The organism is Achromobacter sp. UMC71 (assembly GCF_014170305.1).
Classification (GTDB): Bacteria; Pseudomonadota; Gammaproteobacteria; order Burkholderiales; family Burkholderiaceae_B; genus Achromobacter.
The window spans coordinates 12,925-35,463 of the sequence record NZ_LZZT01000055.1 but is presented as its reverse complement, the minus strand read 5'-3'; the positions used below and the strand labels follow the sequence as shown (position 1 = coordinate 35,463).

At 64.7% G+C, this 22,539-nt stretch carries 19 protein-coding genes; 5 read left to right on the top strand and 14 right to left on the bottom strand.

What is annotated here, in order from left to right:
* Nucleotides 1-291: 291 nt before the first annotated feature.
* Nucleotides 292-741: an Lrp/AsnC family transcriptional regulator gene (locus A9974_RS26890; RefSeq protein WP_049071146.1), complete on the bottom strand. Its 450-nt coding sequence runs from the start codon at nucleotides 739-741 to the stop codon at nucleotides 292-294.
* 138 nt (nucleotides 742-879) lie between these two features.
* Between A9974_RS26890 and A9974_RS26885 the strand changes: the two genes are divergently transcribed.
* From A9974_RS26885 to A9974_RS26865, 5 genes are all read left to right on the top strand, one after another.
* Nucleotides 880-4,386, top strand: a complete 3,507-nt coding sequence (locus A9974_RS26885) for an indolepyruvate ferredoxin oxidoreductase family protein (protein ID WP_183007225.1) — start codon at nucleotides 880-882, stop codon at nucleotides 4,384-4,386.
* A gap of 305 nt (nucleotides 4,387-4,691) precedes the next feature.
* Nucleotides 4,692-7,622, top strand: a complete 2,931-nt coding sequence (locus tag A9974_RS26880) for a ribonucleoside-diphosphate reductase subunit alpha (RefSeq protein WP_183007224.1) — start codon at nucleotides 4,692-4,694, stop codon at nucleotides 7,620-7,622.
* Between the two features lie 21 nt (nucleotides 7,623-7,643).
* Nucleotides 7,644-8,843, top strand: coding sequence for a ribonucleotide-diphosphate reductase subunit beta (locus tag A9974_RS26875; protein WP_183007223.1), 1,200 nt, complete (start codon nucleotides 7,644-7,646; stop codon nucleotides 8,841-8,843).
* A gap of 346 nt (nucleotides 8,844-9,189) precedes the next feature.
* The gene (locus A9974_RS26870; RefSeq protein ID WP_183007222.1) at nucleotides 9,190-9,831 is read left to right on the top strand and encodes a histone H1-like DNA-binding protein; all 642 of its coding nucleotides are present in this window, start codon (nucleotides 9,190-9,192) and stop codon (nucleotides 9,829-9,831) included.
* A gap of 178 nt (nucleotides 9,832-10,009) precedes the next feature.
* Entirely contained in the window at nucleotides 10,010-10,570 is a 561-nt protein-coding gene (locus tag A9974_RS26865; RefSeq protein ID WP_175193401.1) for a YggT family protein, read from the top strand.
* Nucleotides 10,571-10,703: 133 nt separating this feature from the next.
* On the opposite strand, the gene A9974_RS26860 is transcribed toward A9974_RS26865, so the two are convergent.
* From A9974_RS26860 to A9974_RS26800, 13 genes are all read right to left on the bottom strand, one after another.
* Nucleotides 10,704-12,152, bottom strand: coding sequence for a D-alanine--poly(phosphoribitol) ligase (locus tag A9974_RS26860; RefSeq protein WP_183007221.1), 1,449 nt, complete (start codon nucleotides 12,150-12,152; stop codon nucleotides 10,704-10,706).
* A gap of 16 nt (nucleotides 12,153-12,168) precedes the next feature.
* Nucleotides 12,169-13,296 (bottom strand): MBOAT family O-acyltransferase, encoded by a 1,128-nt coding sequence (locus tag A9974_RS26855; protein WP_183007220.1) that lies wholly within the window; start codon nucleotides 13,294-13,296, stop codon nucleotides 12,169-12,171.
* 7 nt (nucleotides 13,297-13,303) lie between these two features.
* Nucleotides 13,304-13,510 (bottom strand): hypothetical protein, encoded by a 207-nt coding sequence (locus A9974_RS26850; RefSeq protein WP_183007226.1) that lies wholly within the window; start codon nucleotides 13,508-13,510, stop codon nucleotides 13,304-13,306.
* Nucleotides 13,507-14,685 carry a D-alanyl-lipoteichoic acid biosynthesis protein DltD gene (locus tag A9974_RS26845; protein WP_183007219.1) on the bottom strand — a complete coding sequence of 393 codons (1,179 nt, stop codon included), beginning with the start codon at nucleotides 14,683-14,685 and terminating at the stop codon, nucleotides 13,507-13,509. The genes A9974_RS26850 and A9974_RS26845 overlap by 4 nt, the downstream gene beginning before the upstream one ends.
* The gene (locus A9974_RS26840; protein WP_183007218.1) at nucleotides 14,663-14,902 is read right to left on the bottom strand and encodes an acyl carrier protein; all 240 of its coding nucleotides are present in this window, start codon (nucleotides 14,900-14,902) and stop codon (nucleotides 14,663-14,665) included. The genes A9974_RS26845 and A9974_RS26840 overlap by 23 nt, the downstream gene beginning before the upstream one ends.
* 411 nt (nucleotides 14,903-15,313) lie before the next feature.
* Nucleotides 15,314-15,817 (bottom strand): glycine zipper 2TM domain-containing protein, encoded by a 504-nt coding sequence (locus A9974_RS26835; protein WP_183007217.1) that lies wholly within the window; start codon nucleotides 15,815-15,817, stop codon nucleotides 15,314-15,316.
* A 225-nt stretch (nucleotides 15,818-16,042) separates the two neighbouring features.
* A complete protein-coding gene (locus tag A9974_RS26830; RefSeq protein ID WP_183007216.1) occupies nucleotides 16,043-16,984 on the bottom strand; it encodes a carbohydrate kinase family protein in 942 nt (313 codons plus the stop codon).
* Between the two features lie 12 nt (nucleotides 16,985-16,996).
* Nucleotides 16,997-18,445: a DUF3426 domain-containing protein gene (locus A9974_RS26825; protein ID WP_183007215.1), complete on the bottom strand. Its 1,449-nt coding sequence runs from the start codon at nucleotides 18,443-18,445 to the stop codon at nucleotides 16,997-16,999.
* Between the two features lie 24 nt (nucleotides 18,446-18,469).
* A complete protein-coding gene (gene prmA, locus A9974_RS26820; protein WP_183007214.1) occupies nucleotides 18,470-19,396 on the bottom strand; it encodes a 50S ribosomal protein L11 methyltransferase in 927 nt (308 codons plus the stop codon).
* A 103-nt stretch (nucleotides 19,397-19,499) separates the two neighbouring features.
* Nucleotides 19,500-20,846: an acetyl-CoA carboxylase biotin carboxylase subunit gene (accC, locus tag A9974_RS26815; RefSeq protein ID WP_183007213.1), complete on the bottom strand. Its 1,347-nt coding sequence runs from the start codon at nucleotides 20,844-20,846 to the stop codon at nucleotides 19,500-19,502.
* 9 nt (nucleotides 20,847-20,855) lie between these two features.
* A complete protein-coding gene (gene accB, locus A9974_RS26810; protein ID WP_183007212.1) occupies nucleotides 20,856-21,311 on the bottom strand; it encodes an acetyl-CoA carboxylase biotin carboxyl carrier protein in 456 nt (151 codons plus the stop codon).
* A gap of 88 nt (nucleotides 21,312-21,399) precedes the next feature.
* Nucleotides 21,400-21,834, bottom strand: coding sequence for a type II 3-dehydroquinate dehydratase (gene aroQ / locus A9974_RS26805; protein ID WP_025137627.1), 435 nt, complete (start codon nucleotides 21,832-21,834; stop codon nucleotides 21,400-21,402).
* Between the two features lie 89 nt (nucleotides 21,835-21,923).
* Nucleotides 21,924-22,451, bottom strand: coding sequence for a TlpA disulfide reductase family protein (locus tag A9974_RS26800; protein ID WP_183007211.1), 528 nt, complete (start codon nucleotides 22,449-22,451; stop codon nucleotides 21,924-21,926).
* Nucleotides 22,452-22,539: the final 88 nt, after the last annotated feature.

Genomic DNA, 22,539 nt, shown 5'->3' with positions numbered 1-22,539 from the left:
CTCCTCCTCTCCCAAAACGATCTTGGCCAACACGCCAAGCACAGCACCCGCCCCAGCGTCCGAGGCTAATCACCATCAAGAGCGCGTGACGGGGCAGGCGGGTGAGGGCGGGGCGTGTAGATGCGCCCGACGGAATCGGAAGGCAGTCGCCGAAGGCGACAACGACGATGAGGAAGGGGCAGTCCGGAGCGAAGGCTCCGGACCGCAATCGTAGCCCCGCCCTCACCCGCCTGCCCCGTCACGCGCGGCTTAAGAACCCCTAAGGTCCAAACCTCAAAACAGCCCCAAGACCTAAAGCGGCAACTTCAATTCATGCTTGATCTCACGCAAAGCCACAATCGTCCGAGTCTGCCGAATCCCAGGCATATTGAACAAAAACCGATGCAAAAACCGATCATAGGCCTCAGGACTCTCAACCAGAATCTTCAGCAGAAAATCCGAATCCCCCGTCACCGCATAGCATTCAAGAATCTCCGGCGCATCCCGCACTGACCGCTCGAAATTCTCCACCGTGTTCGCCGAATGCCGCTCCAGGCTGATCTGCGCGAACATGCATCCCAGCCCCACCTTGCTGCGATCCACCTGCGCGCTATAGCCCTGGATCACCCCGCTCGCCTCCAGCGCCTTCACCCGCCGCCACACCGGCGCCGCCGACAGCCCCACTTTTTCAGACAACTGCTGCGCCGAAGCCCGGCCGTCCTCCTGCAGGGCCTTGAGGATGCCGATATCGGTCTTGTCCATCGTTTTGTCTCCTGTTTGGGTCGAAATTCCGCGGACACGAAATATTCATTGCGAATTATAGGGATAGCACGATCCGAAAACGCAATAAACCTGATGCTGCGCGAACCTATCATGGTGCCGACTACAGGAGCTTTCACCATGGACGGTACGCCCGCCGCCGAACCCCAGCTGGACCTTGACTACCAGCTCGCCGACAACCTCACCCGTGAGACCGGCCGCATCTTCCTTACCGGCACCCAGGCCCTGGTGCGCATCATGCTCACCCAGCGCCGCATCGACCGCGAGCGCGGCCTGAACACCGCCGGCTTCGTTTCCGGCTACCGCGGCTCGCCCCTGGGCGGCGTCGACATGGCCATGTGGAAAGCGCAGAAGGCCCTGGACGCCAACCAGATCTCGTTCCTGCCCGGCATCAACGAAGACATGGCCGCCACCGCCGTCATGGGCACGCAGCAGGCCGGCGTGCGCGCCGACCGCAACGTCGATGGCGTCTTCGCCATGTGGTACGGCAAGGGTCCCGGCGTGGACCGCGCCGGCGACGCCCTGCACCATGGCAATGCTGCCGGCGCCTCCCGCCACGGCGGCGTCCTGGTGGTCGTGGGCGACGACCACACCGCGGTGTCCTCGTCCATCCCGCACGCCAGCGAGGCCTCCCTGATCGGCTGGCAGATGCCCATCGTGCATCCGTCCTCCATCGACGAATACGAAACCTTCGCTCTGTGGGGCTGGGCCCTGTCGCGCCACGCCGGCACCTGGGTCGCCTTCAAGGCCGTGTCCGAAACCATCGAAAGCGGCCACTCATTCACGCCCGCCCCCGTCGTCGCCTACGACATGCCGGCCGACCCCGACCTGCCGCCCGAAGCGCTCGAATACTCCGCCCGCGACTTCCTGTCGCTGGCCGTTGAAACCCGCATGAACCTGCGCATGAAGGCCGTCACCGCCTTCGCGCGCCGCCATAGCATCGACCGCCTGACCTGTCCGGCGCCGCGCGCCACCGTCGGCATCGTCACCGTCGGCAAGGCCCACCTGGACGCCATGGAAGCGCTGTCGCGCCTGGGCGTAGACACCGTTACGGCCAACGCGCCCGTGCGCATCTACAAGCCCGGCCTGACCTGGCCGCTGGACGCCGAACGCATGCTCGACTTCGCGCGCGGCCTCTCGCACATCCTGGTGATCGAGGAAAAAGGCGCCGTCGTCGAAACCCAGCTCAAGGACCTGCTGTTCAACCTGCCCGACCGCGCCACCGTCATCGGCAAGAAGGGTTTTGAGGGCGAACCGCTGGTGCCGTCCGCCGGCCAGTTGCGGCCGTCGCTGCTGGCGCGCCCGCTGGCCGCGTGGCTGTCGCGCACCGCCGGCATCGCCACGGCCACCAACCTGGCCGGCTTCGACTGCCAGGACACCCTGTCCAACGACGCCGACGGTATGCGCCGCCGGCCCTACTTCTGTTCGGGCTGTCCGCACAGCACCTCGACCAAGGTGCCCGAAGGCAGCCAGGCGCTGTCCGGCGTGGGCTGCCACTACATGGCCGCCTGGATGGACCGCGACACCGGCGGCCTGACCCAGATGGGCGGCGAAGGGGTCGACTGGATCGGCCTGTCGCGCTACACCAAGATGCCCCACATCTTCCAGAACATGGGAGAAGGCACCTACTACCACTCCGGCTACCTGGCCATCCGCCAGGCCGTGGCCGCCAAGGCCAACATCACCTACAAGATCCTGTTCAACGACGCCGTGGCCATGACCGGCGGCCAGCCGGTGGATGGCCCGATCTCGGTGCCGCAGATCTGCCAGCAGCTGCGCGGCGAGAACGTCGCGCGCATCGTCGTCACCAGCGACGAGCCCGAAAAGTACCAGGGCGTGGACCTGGGCCCCGGCATCAAGGTGCACCATCGCCGCGAACTGGATGCCCTGCAACGCGAGCTGCGCGAGATCGCCGGCGTCACCGTGCTGATCCACGACCAGACCTGCGCCGCCGAGAAGCGCCGCCGCCGCAAGAAGAACCAGTTCCCCGACCCGGCGCGCCGCATGCTGATCAACAGCGCGGTCTGCGAAGGCTGCGGCGACTGCGGCGTGAAATCGAACTGCCTGTCCGTCGTGCCGCTGGAAACGCCCTATGGCCGCAAGCGCGCCATTGACCAGTCCAGCTGCAACAAGGACTATTCCTGCGCCGAAGGTTTCTGCCCCAGCTTCGTCTCCGTCATGGGCGGCAAGCCCAGAAAGAGCGCCGCGCCCAAGGCCGACCAGGAACGCCTGCAGCACCTGATCCAGCAATTGCCGCTGCCGCAGCTGCCCGCGCTGGACCGTCCCTATCGCCTGCTGGTCGCGGGCATGGGCGGCACCGGCGTCATCACCATCGGCGCGATCGTGTCGATGGCCGCCCACCTCGAAGGCCTGTCCGCCGCCGTGCTGGACCTGACCGGCCTGGCGCAAAAAGGCGGCACCGTCGTCAGCCACATCCGCCTGGCGCCCGCCGGCGCCGCCGCCGGCCCCGTGCGCCTGGACTGGCAGCAGGCCGACACGGCGATCCTGTGCGACCCGGTCGCCTCGGTAGCGCCGGACTCCCTGGGCGCGCTGCGCCGCGGCCACACGCAGGTCACCGTCAACACCTACGTCGCGCCGGTATCCGAATTCACCCGCAACCCCGACGCGGCCATGCGGCCCGAGGCCCTGCTGGCCAAGATCCGCCACGCCGCGGGCGAGGCCAACACCGCCGCCATCGACGCGCACGAAGCCGCGCTGGCCCTGTTCGGCGACAGCATCCTGTCCAATATGTTCATGCTGGGCTATGCCTGGCAGCGCGGCGGCGTACCGCTGTCGCAAGCCGCCATCAACCGCGCCATCGAACTGAACGGCGTGGCCGTGGCCGCCAACCGGGCCGCGTTCGACAGCGGCCGCCTGGCCGCGCATCAGCCCGATGCGCTGGACGGCGCGCTGCGTCCGCGCGCCCAGGTGGTGCAGTTGCATGTGCCCGAGACCTTCGAACGCGCCGTGGCCCGCCGCGTCGACGACCTGACCGCCTACCAGGATGCGGCCTACGCCCGCGCCTACCGCGACGTGGTCGATCAGGTCGCCGCGCGCGAGCGCGAACTGGCGCCCGACGCCAAGAGCCCGCGCCTGGCCATGGCCGTGGCGCGCAGCCTGTTCAAGCTGATGGCCTACAAGGATGAGTACGAGGTCGCCCGGCTCTACACCGGCGAAGCCTTCCAGGCGCAGCTGCAGGGCCAGTTCGAAGGCGACTACAGCCTGCGCTTTCACATGGCCCCGCCGATCTTCGCCCGCAAGGATCCGCGCACCGGCGTGCCGCGCAAGGTCACCCTGGGCCCGCGCACCATGACGGCGCTCAAGCTGCTGACGCGCTTCAAGCGCCTGCGCGGCACCTGGTTCGATCCTTTCGGCCACACGGCCGAGCGCAAGATGGAACGCGCGCTGGTCGGCGAGTACCGCCAGACCATAGACCGGCTGCTCTCAGGGTTGACCCGCGACACCCTCGGCCAAGCGGCTACAATCGCCGCCCTTGCAGAAACCATACGCGGCTTTGGCCACGTCAAAGCTGCAAGCGTTGAGAAGTACAGGACCGAGTTGGCTCGCTTGATGCAAAGCTATACGGCGCCTGCCCCGCGCGATGTGCCCCTGCGGAAAACCGCATAAACACTGGCGTTGAGCGGTCACGGTCCTGGGCGCGCCTTAGCAGGCGCGCCCAGTGCATTTAGTAACAATGTTTTGGGAACTTGATCCTATCTTCTTCTTGTAGCTGTCGTACTCGATCACTAGAATTAGTGTCCAACGAGGGGTGCTACACTACATGTTGTGGTCGCCTAACCGCTGATTCTCGTCGGCCACGCCATACGGATTCGTCCGTCCAAGCGTTGCGACCCCCCTCAATAAGATCCAATTTCGTACCTGACATGACGTCGTCATGTCGCTATCTACGCGCTTTTCGCACAGGAGCTTCCATGCAGACTACGATCGCCTCTGTGACCCGGCCCTCGGCCGTGCCGCCCTCTCAAACCGATTCCCCGGCCGACGCCAACGGCGGCCAATGGGCCAGCTACAACATCATCCGCCGCAATGGCTCGGTGGTCGGGTTCGAACCCAGCAAGATCGCCATCGCCATGACCAAGGCCTTCCTGGCCGTCAACGGCGGCCAAGGCGCTGCCTCGGCCCGCGTGCGTGAACTGGTTGAGCAACTGACGGCCCAGGCCGTCAACGCGCTGGTGCGCAACCGCCCCGGTGGCGGCACCTTCCATATTGAAGACATCCAGGACCAGGTCGAACTGGCCCTGATGCGCTCGGGCCAGCATGACGTCGCCCGCGCCTATGTGCTCTACCGCGAAAAGCGCACCCAGGAACGCGCCGCAGCCGCTGCCGCCGAAGGCCAGCAAAAGGCCGATGCCGCGCCGCAGGAACACGTGCTGAACGTCACGGACGCGGGTGTCCGCCGTCCGCTGGACCTGGCCGAACTGCGCGCCACGATCGTCGCCGCCGGCGAGGGCCTGGCCGAATTCATCGATTCGGAAGCCATCCTGAAGGAAACGGTCAAGAACCTGTACGACGGCATCCCCGTCGACGAAGTGTTCAAGTCCGCCATCCTGTCGGCGCGCGCGCTGGTCGAAAAAGACCCGGCCTACAGCCAGGTCACCGCTCGCCTCTTGCTGCACACGATCCGCAAGGAAGTGCTGGGCGAAGAAGTCTCGCAAGACGGCATGGGCGCACGCTACGCCGAATACTTCCCCACCTTCATCGCCCGCGGCATCGAAGGCGGCCTGCTGTCGCCCGACCTGGCCAGCTATGACCTGACCAAGCTCGGCAAGGCCCTGAACGCCAAGCGCGACCTGCAGTTCGGCTACCTCGGCCTGCAGACCCTGTACGACCGCTACTTCCTGCACATCCGCGGCACCCGCATCGAACTGCCGCAGGTCTTCTTCATGCGCGTGGCCATGGGCCTGGCGCTGCGCGAAGCCGACCGCGAAACGCGCGCGATCGAGTTCTACGAGATCCTGTCGTCGTTCGACTTCATGAGCTCCACCCCGACGCTGTTCAACTCGGGCACCCTGCACTCGCAGCTGTCGTCGTGCTACCTGACCACCGTCTCCGACGACCTGGAAGGCATCTACGACGCCATCAAGGAAAACGCGCTGCTGGCCAAGTACGCCGGCGGCCTGGGCAACGACTGGACCCCGGTGCGCGCGCTGCGCAGCCACATCAAGGGCACCAACGGCGAAAGCCAGGGCGTGGTCCCGTTCCTGAAGGTCGTCAACGACACCGCCGTGGCGGTGAACCAGGGCGGCAAGCGCAAGGGCGCGGTCTGCACGTACCTGGAATCGTGGCACCTGGACATCGAAGAATTCCTGGAACTGCGCAAGAACACCGGCGACGAACGCCGCCGCACGCACGACATGAACACGGCGAACTGGATTCCCGACCTGTTCATGAAGCGCGTCATGGAAGGCGGTGAATGGACCCTGTTCTCGCCGTCCGACTGCCCCGACCTGCACGACAAGTACGGCAAGGCGTTCGAAGAAGCCTACGTCGGCTACGAAGCGCGCGTTGCCAGCGGCGATCTGAAGCTGTTCAAGAAGATGCCGGCGCTGACCCTGTGGCGCAAGATGCTGTCGATGCTGTTCGAAACCGGCCATCCCTGGATCACGTTCAAGGATCCTTGCAACATCCGTTCGCCGCAGCAACACGTGGGCGTGGTTCACAGCTCGAACCTGTGCACCGAGATCACGCTGAACACCAACGAGTCCGAAATCGCGGTGTGCAACCTGGGTTCCGTGAACCTGGTCGCCCACATGAAGCCGGCCGCCGGCGGCGGTTTCGAACTGGACCACGACAAGATCAAGCGCACCGTCAGCATCGCCATGCGCATGCTCGACAACGTCATCGACATCAATTACTACGCCGTCGAGAAGGCCCGCAATTCGAATGCGCGCCACCGTCCGGTGGGCATGGGCATCATGGGCTTCCAGGATTGCCTGCAGATGATGCGCGTGCCGTACGCCTCGCAAGGCGCGGTTGAATTCGCCGATCGCTCGATGGAAGCGGTGTGCTATCACGCCTACTGGGCCTCGAGCCTGCTGGCCGAAGAACGTGGCCGCTACCAGTCGTACGAAGGCTCGCTGTGGTCGCGCGGCATCTTGCCGCAAGACACGTTGAAGATGCTGCGTGATGAACGCGGTGGTCATGTCGAGGTCGATGAATCGAGCACACTCGATTGGGATACGTTGCGCGCGCGCATCAAACAACACGGCATGCGCAACTCCAATTGCATCGCAATCGCCCCAACCGCGACTATTTCCAATATCATTGGTGTATCTGCGTGCATCGAACCTACTTTCCAGAACTTGTACGTTAAATCGAATCTCTCCGGCGAGTTCACGGTCGTTAACGATTACCTCGTGCGTGACCTGAAGAAACTCGGTCTCTGGGACGAAGTCATGGTCGCCGACCTCAAGTACTTCGACGGCAGCCTGTCCCGCATCGATCGCGTACCTTCCGAACTGCGCGAACTCTACGCCACCGCGTTCGAAGTCGAACCGAGCTGGCTGGTTGAATGCGCGTCGCGTCGCCAGAAGTGGATTGACCAGGCACAGTCCCTGAACATCTACATGGCCGGCGCATCGGGCAAGAAGCTGGACGACACCTACAAGCTGGCCTGGAAACGTGGCCTGAAGACGACCTACTACCTGCGTACCCTTGGCGCCACCAGCGCCGAGAAGTCCACGGGACGCGGCGGCGAACTGAACGCCGTCACTGCTGGCGGCCAATCCACCGCCGCCCCCGTGTCCGCTGCACCTGTTTTGCCGGAACCCGAAGTTCTCGGGGCGGTTTGCACCATGCGGCCGGGTGACCCCGGCTTCGAAGAGTGCGAAGCCTGCCAATAAACCGCCTCCGGAGAATGAATCATGATTAATTGGGAAGACGACACCCTCGCCACGCAACCTGCAAAAGCCCCCGCGCCCGCGGCGGGCGGGCAGGCTGCGCCCGAAGTCCGGGCGGCGACCGGCGTGTTCGGCGACACCGCCCTGCCCACGCCCGCCGCGCCTGAACACGCGGCTGGCCTGGCGGCCAGCGGCGCTGCCACCTCGCAACGCGTGAAGGTTGCAGACAAGCGCATCATCAATGGCGAGACGGACGTAAACCAGCTCGTGCCCTTCAAGTACAAGTGGGCATGGGAAAAGTACCTGGCAACGTGCGCGAACCACTGGATGCCGCAAGAAATCAACATGTCGCGCGACATCGCCCTCTGGAAGAACCCCAACGGGCTCACCGAGGACGAGCGCCGCATCGTCAAGCGCAACCTGGGTTTCTTCGTCACGGCCGACTCGCTGGCCGCGAACAACATCGTGCTGGGCACCTACCGCCACATCACGGCGCCTGAATGCCGCCAGTTCCTGCTGCGCCAGGCCTTCGAAGAAGCCATCCACACGCACGCCTATCAATACATCGTCGAAAGCCTGGACCTGGACGAAGCGGAGATCTTCAACGCTTACAACGAAGTGCCGTCCATCCGCGCCAAGGACGAGTTCCTGATCCCGTTCATCGACGCGATCGCGGACCCCAACTTCAAGACGGGCACGCCCGAAGCCGACCAGACGCTGCTCAAGTCCCTGATCGTCTTCGCTTGCCTGATGGAAGGCCTGTTCTTCTACGTTGGCTTTACGCAGATCCTGGCGCTGGGCCGCCAGAACAAGATGACCGGCGCCGCCGAACAGTACATGTACATCCTTCGCGATGAATCCATGCACTGCAACTTCGGCATCGACCTCATCAACACCGTCAAACTCGAAAATCCGCACCTCTGGACACCGGAATTCCGCGAAGAAATACGAGAACTCTTCCGCAAAGCGGTCGAACTCGAATACGCTTACGCCGAAGACACGATGCCGCGCGGCGTGTTGGGCTTGAACGCACCCATGTTCAAATCCTATCTGCGCTTCATCGCCAACCGTCGTTGCCAGCAAATCGGTATCGAGCCGCTGTACCCGCAGGAAGAAAATCCCTTCCCGTGGATGGCGGAAATGATCGATCTTAAGAAGGAACGCAACTTTTTTGAAACTCGCGTGATCGAATACCAAACTGGTGGCACGCTGAGCTGGGAGTAACGTAGTTCGCCTGTCGGGCCCGGCGCGGGCACGCTCTTGCAAAGAGCGTTGCGTTCGCGCCAAGCCTGACAGCGATCTCCCAGGTCAGGGTGTTTTCGAACACGTAGAACAAGCGGTAGGCGGTCTGCGATCAGACTGCCCACCGGCGCCATTTGAAATGGCTCGCGCCAAAGGAGCGGGGGCCATATCAAATGGCTGTGCCGAATTCATTAGCGCAAACCGTAGTAGCTGTTGCTCGCACAGAACAGCGGCATGCGCCGATGAATAGCCCGGGCACGGTTCGCCTTGTTGGCGAGTCGGGGCACGGGTTTAAGTTCTGGGACCCCTGAACCTAAGGAGCATGACCATGGCAACAGCCAAGAAAGCCGTAAAGAAAGCGGTGAAGAAGCCCGCCGCCAAGAAGGCAGTAGCTAAGAAGGCCGCTCCGGCCAAGAAAGCTGCAGTCAAGAAGGTAGCAGTCAAGAAAGTCGCCGCCAAGAAACCGGCAGTGAAGAAGGTTGCCGCCAAGAAGCCGGCAGCCAAGAAGGTCGCGAAGAAAGCGGTAGCCAAGAAGGCCGTCGCCAAGAAAGTCGCGGCCAAGAAGCCGGTAGCCAAGAAGGCCGTGGCTAAGAAGGCCGTCGCCAAGAAGGCGGTTGCCAAGAAAGCCGTCGCCAAGAAGGCCGTCGCCAAGAAAGCGGTAGCCAAGAAGGTTGTCGCCAAGAAAGCGGTTGCCAAGAAGGCTGTCGCCAAGAAGGCGGTTGCCAAGAAGGCCCCCGCCAAAAAGGCGGTTGCCAAGAAAGTCGTAGCCAAGAAGGCGCCGGCTGCCAAGAAGCCTGCCGCTGCAAAGCCGGCTGCTGCCAAGAAGCCCGCCGCTGCCAAGAAGCCCGCTGCGAAGAAAGCCGCTCCGAAGAAGCCCGCTACGCCGCCGTCCACGGCTGCTGCGCCGGGCGCGAAGACCGCGCTGAACCCCGCCGCGTCGTGGCCGTTCCCGACGGGTGGCCGTCCGTAATCGGACTGGTCCACATCGGTAGCAGTACCTCAAGCCGCCTGGCTCTGGCCAGGCGGTTTTTTATTGTCCGGCGCCCCCTTTTCGCTGCGCGACAAGAGGCGATCCTGCCATCTGGACACTACCGCAGCGCCATTGGCGTGAGACAATAAAAGCTGTCTTTATTTGGTAGATAGCGTCCATGCTCGGTGAAATCCTTCGCTTCCTGCTTGAAATCGCATTCACGCTGTTCGGCGCGGCCCTGATCGCCCGCGCCTGGATGCACGCGATACGGCTGCACCCCTTCAATCCGCTGGCGCGCGTCATTTACCAAGCCACCAATTGGCTGGTGCTGCCGCTGCGCAAGATCATCCCCGCCGGCAACAAGATCGACTGGACCAGTATCGTGGCGGCCTGGCTGGCGGCGCTGGCCTATCTGGTGCTGATCTGGATGGTCGCGCTGGGGGCCCTGCTGCCGGCCGTGCTGCTGCCCAAGTTCCTGCTGGGCGCGGTGTTCATGGCGGCCAAATGGGCGCTGAACCTGGTCGTGTGGCTGACCCTGATCCAGGCCGTGCTGTCCTGGGTCAACCCGATGGCGCCCATGATGCCGCTGCTGCAAGCGCTGACCGCCCCGCTGCTGGACCCGGTCCGCCGGCTGCTGCCGCGCACCTCGATCGACTTCTCGCCGCTGGTGCTGCTGATCGTGGCGCAGATCGTACTGATGGTGCTGGCCCGCCTGAGCTACAACGTGGTGGGCGTCTGACGCCCGCTGGTTGAGCCGACACGGGCAAGCCGCCAGTCGGCAACAACATACAAAACGGCCCAGGCGAATCGCCTGGGCCGTTTGTTTTGGCTGCGCGCGGGACAAGGCCTGCGCCCTGCCCCTCACTTTTTCTTCATGCCGGGATCGCGGCGTAGATGTCGAGCAGCTTCTTGCGATCGATCTTGTGATTGTTCGACATCGGCAGCGCCGGGCAGGCGACCAGTTCGGACGGCACCATATAAGGAGGCAAGCGCAGGGCCAGGCGGTCTTTCCAGCCCGACAAGGCATCCGGCTGCAGAAAGCGCGCATCCGCCTCGCCCGTCGCCCCGCCGGCCACGAAGCCGATCAGGCGAACCGCCGTGCCGTCCGGCCGCCGCAGCACCGCGCAGGCGCCGCCTTGCACACCGGGCAGACCGTGCAGGGCTTCGTCGATCTCCGCCAACTCGATGCGGTAGCCGTTCAGCTTGATCTGGTCATCCATGCGGCCTCGGCAGAACAGCAGCCCGTCGGCCTCCATCTGGCCGAGGTCGCCCGTGCGGAATCCGCGGCGACCGTCTTCGGCCACGAACAGCTTGGCCTCGTTCAGGTCCTGGCGGTTCAGGTAGCCGCGCATGACGTGGTCGCCCACGATGCAGATCTCGCCGTCCTGCACCCGCAGCTCGCAATCGGGCTTGGCGTAGCCGACCGGCAGCGGGTCATGAGCCGTCAGCACGGCATCCGTGACTTCGATCCAGGTCGTGGCCACGGTGGCTTCGGTCGGGCCGTAGGTATTCAGGATCACGGCGTCCGGGAAACGCTGGCGCAGCTTCTTGGCCAACGCCGCGGGCAAGGGCTCGCCGCAGAACAGGAAGGTGCGCAGCGTCGGCAAGGTGGCCGGCGAGAAGTCGCGGTTGGCCAATTGCTGATGGGCGAACGACGGCGTGGAGACCCACACCGAGATGCCGTTGGCAGCCAGCCGCGCCATCCAGGTGGCCGCGGCGCCGATCTGCTCGCGCGAATTCAGCACGCAGGTACCGCCGGCGGCCAGCGTGGCGAACACCTCGTACATGGACAGGTCGAAACTGAAGGGCGCCTGATTCATGAATACGGGCGCGTCGCCCAGGCCGAAGCTGCCCAGCATCCAGTTGCCAAGCAAGCCCACGCTTTCGCGGCCGATCTGCACGCCCTTGGGGTCGCCGGTGCTGCCGGAGGTGAACATGACGTAGGCCAGGCCCCGCTCGGCCAGCGCCGCGCCGTCGCCGGGTTCAAAACCCTGGGCCGCGGCGTCGTACACGGCAGCGGCGCGCACGATCTCGACGATGCGGCGCAGCCGCTCCGGCGGGTAGATCGTGTCGACCGGCACGAACGGCGCGCCGATCAGCAAGGCGCCCACCATGGCAACGAAGAACGAGGCCTCTTTATGCCCGTAAATGGCCACCGGCACGTCCGGCGCCGCACCGTGCTCGCGCGCCTGTTCGGCCCACGCCACGGCTTCGTCGCGCAATTGCGTCCACGTCAGGCTGCGGTCGGCGGCGACCACCGCGAGCGCGTCGGGCGCGCGCGCGGAGTCAACGAACTGGAAGGTCGAAAGGTCGAAACGCATGCCGAAACTCCCGGCGTCAGATGGGGCTGCGGCCGCTGAACACGTAAAGCGCCAGGGCAGCCAGGATCAGGGTGAGGACGCGGCCAAGAAAACGCATCACGGGATGCGCCAGCGTGGCCTGCAGGGCCGGCCGCGTGCGGGCAGCGTTGATCAGCAGGTTGTGTCCCACCGAATACGCGCCGAACATCAGGCCGCTGACGATGTAGTGCACCGACAGCCCGTTCCACACGCCCATGGCCAGCAGCGTGGCGAAGATGCCGATGTTCTGCGCCGCCATGCGGTGGCGCGCGAAGAACGGCGTCTTGCTCAGGGCCTTGTAGATCGGCATGAACACCACGTCGCGCAGCCACTCGGACAGGCTGATGTGCCAACGGCGCCAGAAGTCCTGCGGATTGAGCGTGGCCAGCGGGTTGCGGAAGTTGATCGGCAGCGTGAAGCCGAACAACATGCCGATGCCGATGGCCATGGTGGAATAGCCGGCGAAATCGAAGAACAGGTAGGCGCTGTAGAGCGAAGCGTTCAGCGCCACGCCGGTAAACGAATAGTCATGTGCGTCCAGGGTCGACAGGCCGTAGCGCCAGATCAATTCGGCCAGGCCGAATTTCTGGATCACGCCCAGCATGATCAATTCCAGCCCCGTCAGCCAGGTCGTGAGATTGACGCCTTCGTAGCCGCGCTTGAGATCCGCCTGGAAATTGCGCCAGCGGTACATCGGGCCGGCCAGCAAGGTCAGCGGGAAGAACAGGTAGATGAAGTAGTCCAGCGGCGAGATGCGTTCGTTGCGCTGCGCGAACAGCAGCACGTCGATGGCGCGGAACGTGGCGAATGACAAGCCCAGCATCGCCCCCAGGTGCGATGCGCCGGTCTTGACCAGCAGCAGCGGTGTCATGGTGATGATGACGGCCAGCCACGTGGGTATGTACTGGCGGCGCATGGCCCACAGCGCGGTGCCCGAAATGGCCAGCAGGGCCAGCGGCTGGTAGGGACGCGCCCAGAACACCGCCATCCAGACGCCCAGGCAGATCACGCCGATGATGTGGCGATAACCGATGCGCAGGGGCATGCCGAAAGAGCGATAGGCCAACAGGCCCAATCCGCCGAACAGGGCGCCGCCGAAAAAGCTCAAGCTTGCGAACAATTCCATGCTGCGGTCAGAACTGTTGGTACTGGAATTCGACCTTGATAGGTCCGCCGCTACCCGTGGTGGGCTGCGCTTGCAGCACGAACACCAGGATCACCCCGATATACAGGCACAGGTGCCAGAGGAAACGCCGGCCCCATGCAATGCCCGCCTTGCGGGCGTCCTTGCCCTCGGCGCCGTCGCCGGCGGCCGGATCGGCTTTACGAAAAAGAGTCATCGGGAAAAGTACTCCGCAATACCTTGGTCCGCCAGCGCCCAGCCGAGCTCGGCCAGGTGCATGTCGTCGCGCACCATGCCCGGTTCAAAGGGAATGCTGTACATATCCAGGCAACCCATCTGATAACGCGTGCACATGCCGGTAATGGCCGCCACCACCGGGTCGAAACGTTCGACGTCGAGGATGAGCTTGGGATTGAACGGCTGGATCACGAAATACGCCTTGACCTTGCGCTTTTGCAGCAGGGCCATGACGCGCGACAGATCGCCCAGCTCGGTGCGGGTGATCGGGTCGACGTCGGCGAATTCGTTGCGTGCTGGCGAATACAGCGACGCCAGGTACTGCTTGTAGTAGTCGTCGCGCACGTCGTAGGGATTGTTGCTTCCCAGTTCGTGCTCGACCTCACGGGCTTCGTGGGTCAGGCGAGACCACTGGCCGGCGTTCAGGCGCGCCGAAGACGGCCACGACACGAACCGGTGCGCCGGCACGGACAGCTTGCTGCGCGGACGGTCGGGCGCGGGTTCCTTGCGCGCGTTCCACCACAACCCCAGCTTGTCCTTCAGCTCGGCGACCTGGCCATTGGCGATCAGCCACAGCAGGCCCCAATTAGCGTTGTCGCTGATCCACGTCTGCATCTGTTCGCGCGTGCTGGGCTTGTCCCAGAGGCGGTCCCAGACGGGCCCGGTCACGTGCTCGGCGAACGCGCTGCGCGGCAGCTGGCCACCCGAGGCGAACCATGCCGGCGACACCATAATGACCAGACGCGTATTGGGCGTGAGCGAATCCGCCACCGATTCCAACACGCTGACGATGCCGTAGGACTGGAACATCGCGTGGCCGTACGCCAGCGTCGGCACCTTCAGCTCTTCGGGGAAGAAGCGGTAAGGCACGAAACGCAGGTCGTGGCTGGACAGCTCGGACGACCCCAGCACCACCAGCGTACCGTCGCTGAGCGCATTGCCCAGGCGGGTCAGGTTGACGTGCTGGGTGCCCCAGTCGGGCCCCAGATTAGGCAGATAGTTGCTCTTGTCCGCCGCCACCGTCGAGACGGGGTGGACGATGCGGGTCAACAGGTCATCCGCGCCGCAATAGGCCCCATACGCCAGCGCCACCGCCGTAGTGGCGGCCGCGACGTGGGACAACAAGCGGGTATTACGAAAGATTGGCAGCGACATAGCCGGCGAGCGTGCGGACCGACTGCAGGTGCTCCGCGATCTCGGGAGCCGGAATGCTGCAGCCGTACTCCGCCTCGACCGCCAGCGTGATATCCACGGCGGCGAGCGAATCGACCAGGCCGGTGGCAATCAGTTGCGTATCGGGAGTGACTTTCTTCATGACGATCGACTCGACGATCTCGCCGATCTTGGTGTGGAGTTCTTGCTCGGTATGCATAAATAGTGCGGCGTTACATTGCCTCGTCGGCAAAATATTCCCCGCCCCGAGATATAGGACGGCGAGTATACAAAAAAACGGTTGAAAATCGACTGACTTTTACCGCCACTCTGAACGATCCGCCGATGCACTTGGTTACACGAAAGTCGCGCGTCGAGATCGGTCACGGGTGCAATCATGGCACTTCGATCGTCGAATCGCCATGAAACTTACAGACCAATTCGCTATAAAAGGCTCGTAAACGTAACGCTTGCGGGTAAATACCGGGTGCTGCGTTGCAGCGGAGCGACAGATTCTTACCTTTCCTGGCCCGCAGCGCGCCCCGCCAGCCTTGCCCTGCCGCCAGGCAGAAAAGCAAAAAGCCCGCTTGCGCGGGCTTTTTGCTGCCAAAGGGCGATGTCCGGACCGGACTTACATCGGCGTGACGCGGGTCGGGCCGGCGCCGCTGATGACCTGCACGCGTTGGCCGACGCTGATCGGCACATCGGCTTCCTGGGCCACGACGCGGGTTTCGCCATTGTCCAGGCGCACCGTGATTTCGTAGCCGGAATTCTTGCCGACACGGTTTTCCACCGCATTGCCCGCCAGCGCGCCCAGGATGGCGCCGCCGACGGTGGCGATGGTGCGGCCCGTGCCGCCGCCGACCGCGTTACCGGCCACGCCGCCCAACGCGCCACCTGCCAGCATGCCGACGCCGCTGGACTTGTCGTTCTGGATGACGATCGGGCGTACGCCCGTGACTGTGCCCGTGCGAACGATCTGCTCGCGCTGGGCCTGGTCGTAGCTATAAACACCGCTGGAGGCGCTGGGGTTGGCGCAACCGCCCAAGACAGCCATCGAGGTCACGACGGCAGCCACGGCCAGCCACCGGCCAGTACGCGGCGTCAACAGGGAAAGGGGTTTGCTTTGATTCATTTGGACTCCTCGTTCGGGCACTGCCGACGAACTTGATCATACTCCGCCCAAATAAGGCGGCAGCCTAACGTGCAACACACTGAAACGCACCGCCACGGGCGGAAAAACGGCTTGCGAAACCGGCTGCGACGCGAAACACGCCGCCGCGGCCGGTTGACTTGACCGCTATTCGACCACGCCGGCGCGCCCGGGTTCCCGAGGCGCCCATGCTTGCCGTTGCCGTGCTCAGACGGGCAGATGGATGCCGTAGGTGGCGTGCAGCACCGCGTCGATCTCGGCGCGCGAAGGCGCATGGTTCTGCGGACCGCGCGAAGCGATCTTGATGGCGCCCATGACGTTGCCCAGGCGGCAGCTGTCTTCCCAGCTCCAGCCGCTGGTCAGGCCGTACAGCAGGCCGCCGCGTTGCGCATCGCCGCAGCCGGTAGGGTCGACCACTTGCGTGGCGCGCACCGGTTCGATCTGGATGGACTTGCCGCCGGTCAGCAGCGTGGCGCCTTCGGCGCCGCGGGTGACGACCACGGCCTGCAGCCCGGCGGCGATGTCGGCCATACTGCGGCCCATGCGCTGCTCGACCACGCCGGCTTCGTAGTCGTTCACGGTCAGCGCCTGAGCCAGGCCCAGCATGCGTTCCAGGTCAGCGCCGTCGAACAGCGGCATGGCCTGGCCCAGGTCGAAAATGAAGGGGATGCCGCGCTTGTGCAAGCGTTCGGCGTGAGCAAACATGCCTTCCTTGGCGTCGGGAGCCACGATGCCCCAGGCCGCGTCGGCGTCGCTCAGGTCGTTGGTGGCCGAGAACGACATGGCGCCGGGGTGGAATGCGGTGATCTGGTTGTCGTCCAGGTCGGTGGTGATGAAGCACTGCGCGGTAAAGGTGTCCGGCACCACCTTGACGCGGCTGACGTCGATACCCAGGCCCGACAGGCGCTCCATGTATTCGCCCGCGTCTTCGCCCACGGTGGCCACCGGCACGGGTTTGCCGCCCAACAGGTTCATGTTGTAGGCGATGTTGCCCGAGCAGCCGCCGTATTCCTTGCGCATACTGGGCACCAGGAACGATACGCTCAGCGATTGAATGCGGTCAGCCAGAATGTGCTCTTTGAAACGGCCTTCGAACACCGCAATGGTGTCAAACGCCATCGAACCGCAAACGAGAACGGGAGTCGCCATGAGTGTCATCCTTCAGGGAAAGAATTTGTCGAGTTGGTAGCCGTTGACTTGAACGCCAGTCACCTCAATCGGCACGGAAATCTTGAGTTCGCCTGCCGGCCCGAAGGGGCCGCGCAACTGTTCAGGCGTCAGGTAATTCTCGGGCATCAGCACGCGCCGCACGACCACGGTGTCGGACAGGTCGGTCAGGTCCAGCACCAGCGCGGGCCAATGTTGCGGCTTGTCGTAGCGGTTGCGCAGCACCAGGTTCAGCACCAGGCGCGTACGGCCGTCATCGATGGCGGCCGCGCCCGTCGGCGGCTGCAGCGAAGACGAGGAAATCGCGATGCGCTCCAGGCGGCGCGCGTAACCGACCGCGCACCCCAGCGGCTTGCAGGCGGCCTCCAGCGCCGGCCGCAGCACCGGCACGGAATTGGCAATATCGATGCGATATACGTACAGCAATTGCAGGCCAAGCGCGATCAGACCAAGTAGGCAGGCGTAGCCCCAGAGCTTGCGCATGAGGCCGCGGCGCGCCTGGCGGTCCTGGTCCAGGAAATCGGGCGGCGCGCGGCCGACATCGGTGGCGCTGGAATAACGCGTGCGGGCTTCGCCCAGGATCGGCTCGCGGCCGGCATCCTGTTCGTGATCCGGATCCTCGTTGCGATCGCGGTATTCGTCCGGGTGCTCGTCCGGGTGTTCGTCCCAATCCTGGTCTTGGTCGACGGCGTCGTCGTCATCGCGACGCCGATCCGCGGGTTCGTCCCGCACCACGAACACGGGTTCGGCGGGCGCGCCGTTTCGCGGAGCGTCCCAGCGCGCGGCGGTCGCGGCATCGCGCCGCGCCACGATGGGCTCGTCGCGATAGGACGGCGCGGGCGGCTGTTGCCAGCGCGGCGCCGCCGGCGGCTCGTCCGCCTCGTTGTAGCGGTCCAGGTCTTCGTTTTCGTCTTCGTCGTCATCGCCCGCTTCCGCCAGCGCGGCGTCGGGCTCGATGCGGCGGCGGATATCGTCGCGGCCGCGCAGGACGGCCGGCGGCACGGCGGGCGGCGCGGGCGGCGTTACCGGCACCACCACGGGCGCCGCGGCGGCAGGCGTCATCACGGGCTCGGGCCGTGGCGGCGCTGGCACCGGCAGATCATCCCAGGGCGCAACCGTCCGGGCGGGTTCGGCGGAGGGGCGCTGCACCAACGGCGGCGTGTCTTCGGAGCGCGGCTGTGGCGGCGGCGGCGCGACGGGCGTCGCCAGGACCGGCGCGGCGATCGCCGACGCCGCAGGGGCTTGCGGTGCGACGGGCGACGCGGTCTGCGGCGGCACGGGAACCGCGGCCGGCGCCGCGCCCGCTTCGGGCAGCAGGCAGGCCCGGCCATCGAACACGGTGGCGCAGGCGCCGCAGCGCACCAGACCGTTGCGGACCCGAAGCTGGTCGGGAACCACCTTGAACGACGTACCGCATTGCGGGCAACGGGTGGTCAGGGCCATGGCGCGATCCTGCGGCAACCCGGTTCAGGCCTTTTGGCCGTGCAGGCAGACCCAGCCATCGCGGGCGCGCCAGACCGACATGGCAATCCAGGGCGCGTAAGCGGCGGCCACTTCTTCAGCCTGGCGCTCGAGCACGCCGGACAGCACCAGGTGCCCCCCCGCGGCGACGCGGCCAGCCAGCATGGGCGCCAGCACCTTGAGCGGATTGGACAGAATGTTGGCCACGACCACCTGGAAGGTGCCGTCGGCCAGGCCGTCGGGCAGCATGGCTTGCAGCTCGACGTGGTTCACGTCGGCGTTGAAGACGGTGCTTTGCACGGCCTGGGCGTCGATGTCCACCGCCTGCGTGGGGCCGGCGCCGAGCTTGCGCGCGGCAATGGCCAGAATGCCCGAGCCGCAGCCGTAGTCCAGCAGGGTCGCGCCGCGGGGCAGCTCGGCTTCCAGCCAGGCCAGGCACAGGTGCGTGGTCGGATGGCTGCCGGTGCCGAAGGCCAGGCCTGGATCGAGTTCGATGTGGATGGCGCCGTCTTCGGCCGCGGGCGTTTCCAGCCCGGGCACGTCCGGGCTGTCGCGGTGCCAGCTGGGCACGATCCAGAGGCGCTCGGCGATGTGGATCGGGCCGAACTGCGATTGCGTCAGGCGCACCCAGTCGGCGTCCGGCACATCGCGCAGGCTCCAGCCGGTGAAAACGGCCGGGTCCAGCTCGCCGCCGGCGGCGGCTTCTTCCATGATCTGCGCGGGATCGGCTCCATCGGGCAACAAGGCCACGACGCGGTTGCGTTCCCAGGCCTGCACGTCGGGCTCGGTGCCCGGCTCGCCGAACAGGGGCCGCTCGTCGTCGGTGCCCAGGTCGGCGTCCTCGACGGACACCGACAGCACGCCCGCTTCCAGCAACGCATCGGACAGGGCCTCGGCTTGCGCCTCCTGGCAGTGGAGCACGAGTTCACGCATGATGATTCTTCCATCTGGCCAACGGGCCGCGGCAAAAGCCGCGGCCCGGTCGCCGGTTAAGGCAGTAAAAAAAGGGGCCAAAGGCCCCCTTCTTGATCACTGGTCAGGGACGCTGGGCCAGTTTGTTTTCCAAGTAATGGATGCTGGTGCCGCCTTCGATGAAGCGGGCGTCCTGCAGCAGTTCGCGGTGCAGCGGGATGTTGGTGGAAATGCCTTCCACCACCATTTCCGACAGCGCGGTGCGCATGCGGGCCAGCGCCTGGTCGCGCGTATCGCCGTAGGTAATGACCTTGGCGATCATCGAATCATAGTTCGGCGGCACGAAATAGCCGTTGAACGCGTGCGAATCGATGCGTACGCCCGGACCGCCCGGGGTGTGCCAGTTGGTGATGCGGCCGGGGCTGGGCACGAAGCGGAACGGATCTTCGGCGTTGATGCGGCATTCGATGGCATGGCCCTTGAAGGCGATGTCGCGCTGGCGCAGCGTGAACTTCTCGCCCGCGGCGATCAGGATCTGCTGCTGTACCAGGTCGATGCCCGTGATCAGTTCGGTGACCGGGTGTTCGACCTGGATACGGGTGTTCATTTCAATGAAATAGAACTCGCCGTTTTCATACAGGAATTCGAACGTGCCGGCGCCGCGGTAGCCCATCTTGCGGCAGGCGTCGGCACAGCGGTCGCCGATGCGCTCGATCAGGCGGCGGGCGATGCCCGGCGCCGGCGCTTCTTCGATGACCTTCTGGTGGCGGCGCTGCATGGAGCAGTCGCGTTCGCCCAGCCACACGGCGTTGCGTCCGCCGTCGGCCAGCACCTGGATTTCCACATGGCGAGGGTTCTCGAGGAACTTCTCCATATAGACTTCCGGGTTGTTGAACGCGGCGCCCGCTTCCGAACGCGTCATGGTGACGGCGTTCAGCAGCGCGGCCTCGGTGTACACCACGCGCATGCCGCGGCCACCACCGCCGCCGGCGGCCTTGATGATGACCGGATAACCGACTTCGCGCGCCGTACGGATGATTTCCTGCGGATCGTCGGGCAACGCGCCCTCGGAACCGGGCACCACCGGCACGCCGGCTTCGATCATGGCGCGCTTGGCGCTGACCTTGTCGCCCATCAGGCGAATGGTGTCGGGGCGCGGGCCGATGAACACGAAGCCGCTCTTTTCGACGCGATCGGCGAAGTCGGCATTTTCGGACAAGAACCCGTAACCCGGGTGGATTGCCTCGGAATCCGTGACTTCGGCCGCCGAAATGATGGCGGGCATGTTCAAGTAGCTGTCACGCGACGGCGCAGGCCCGATGCACACGGATTCATCGGCCAGGCGCACGTACTTGGCGTCGCGGTCGGCCTCGGAGTGCACCACCACGGTTTTGATGCCCAGCTCGCGGCAAGCGCGCTGAATGCGCAGGGCGATTTCGCCCCGATTGGCGATCAGGATTTTTTCGAACATTTTCAGCTATCAGCCAATGACGAACAGGGGTTGACCGTACTCGACGGGCTCACCGTTTTCGACCAGGATTTCTTTGATGACGCCGGACTTGTCGGCTTCGATTTCATTGAGCAGCTTCATCGCTTCAATGATGCAGAGCGGGTCGCCTTCCTTGACGGTGGAGCCGACGTCGATGAACGGCGCGGCGCCCGGATTCGGCGAGCGGTAGAAGGTGCCGACCATGGGCGCCTTGACCACATGGCCCTGGATCACCGGCGCGGCTTCCGCGACGGGAGCGGCGGGGGCGGCGGGCGCGGCCGGCGCGGCGGTGTGCACGCCGGCTTCGGGCTGGTGATAGGCCACCGGCTGCAAGGTCTGCGAGAACTTGACGATGCGAACCTTGCCTTCGCCTTCGGTGATTTCCAGCTCGGCGATGCCCGATTCAGCCACCAGGTCGATCAGGGTTTTGAGTTTTCGGAGGTCCATAGAAGCTGCTTCCCGAGATAGTGTCGGCAACGTCCCGGTGTTCGGGTTCGCGCCATATAAGATGTAAAAGCCGTGAATTGGTGCGAGATCAGTGCCGCACTGCGTAACGCAGCGCCGCTTCGTAGCCGTCCGCGCCCAGGCCGCTGATAAGGCCTACCGCCAAGTCGGACAGATATGAGTGATGCCTGAAGGGCTCTCGCTTATACAGATTGGACAAATGTACTTCAATAAAAGGGATCGCGACCCCAGCCAGCGCATCGCGGATCGCGACGCTGGTGTGCGTATATGCCGCCGCGTTGATGATGATGAAGTCCGTGCCGTCTTGCCGGGCCGCCTGGATGCGGTCAACCAGCGCACCTTCGTGATTGCCTTGCCACGCCGTCAGCGTGGCGCCCAGCTCGCCCGCCAGCAACTCAAGCCCCTCGTTGATCTGGGACAGCGTCAGGCTGCCGTAGATGTGAGGTTCCCGTGTGCCTAGCAGGTTCAGATTCGGGCCATGCAATACCAGTATGTTTTGCGCCATGCGCTTGCCAATGAGTGGATTGCCAATTGTTGGCAAAACAGCCGATAAACCAGCTTTTTACGCCAATTCCTATTATTTGTCCAACAGACTTACGCCTTGAGGCCGGATAGCGTTTGATTCAGGTCATCGGGCTGGATTTCACCCAGTATTTTCCGGTTAATACTGCCATCTGCATTGAAAACGATGGTAAAGGGCAGGCCTCCACTCGGATTCCCCAGTTTGCGCAGGGTGTCGATGGCGCCGGCCCCGATTACCCACAACGGGTAGGAAACCTGTACTTTCTCGACAAATTTCTGCATGTTGGCGGCGGAATCGACACCGATGCCGACAAAACGGATTTGGGGGTATTTTTTCTGCAGGGCGTCGAGTTCCGGCATTTCCTTGACGCAGGGCGCGCACCAGGTTGCCCAGAAATTGACGACGATGGGCTGGCCTTTCCAGGCAGCCAACGACTGGGTCGCACCATTCAGGTCGGGCAGTTGCAACCGCATCAGCGCAGCGACGGGGTCATCGGCGGCGGGAGCGGGCTGCGGTTTGTTGCGGCCCAGAAGCGTGTAGCCGCCCGCGACCGTGGCGGCTATGGCCACGCCGGCGGAAAGAAGTAGGCGTCGATTCATGGCGCGATCATAACCGTTGCGGCCGGTTTGCGCCGCAATCGCCCAAACGCCCTGGTACGCCCTGGGTGGGCGGCGGCGGGACGGCTGC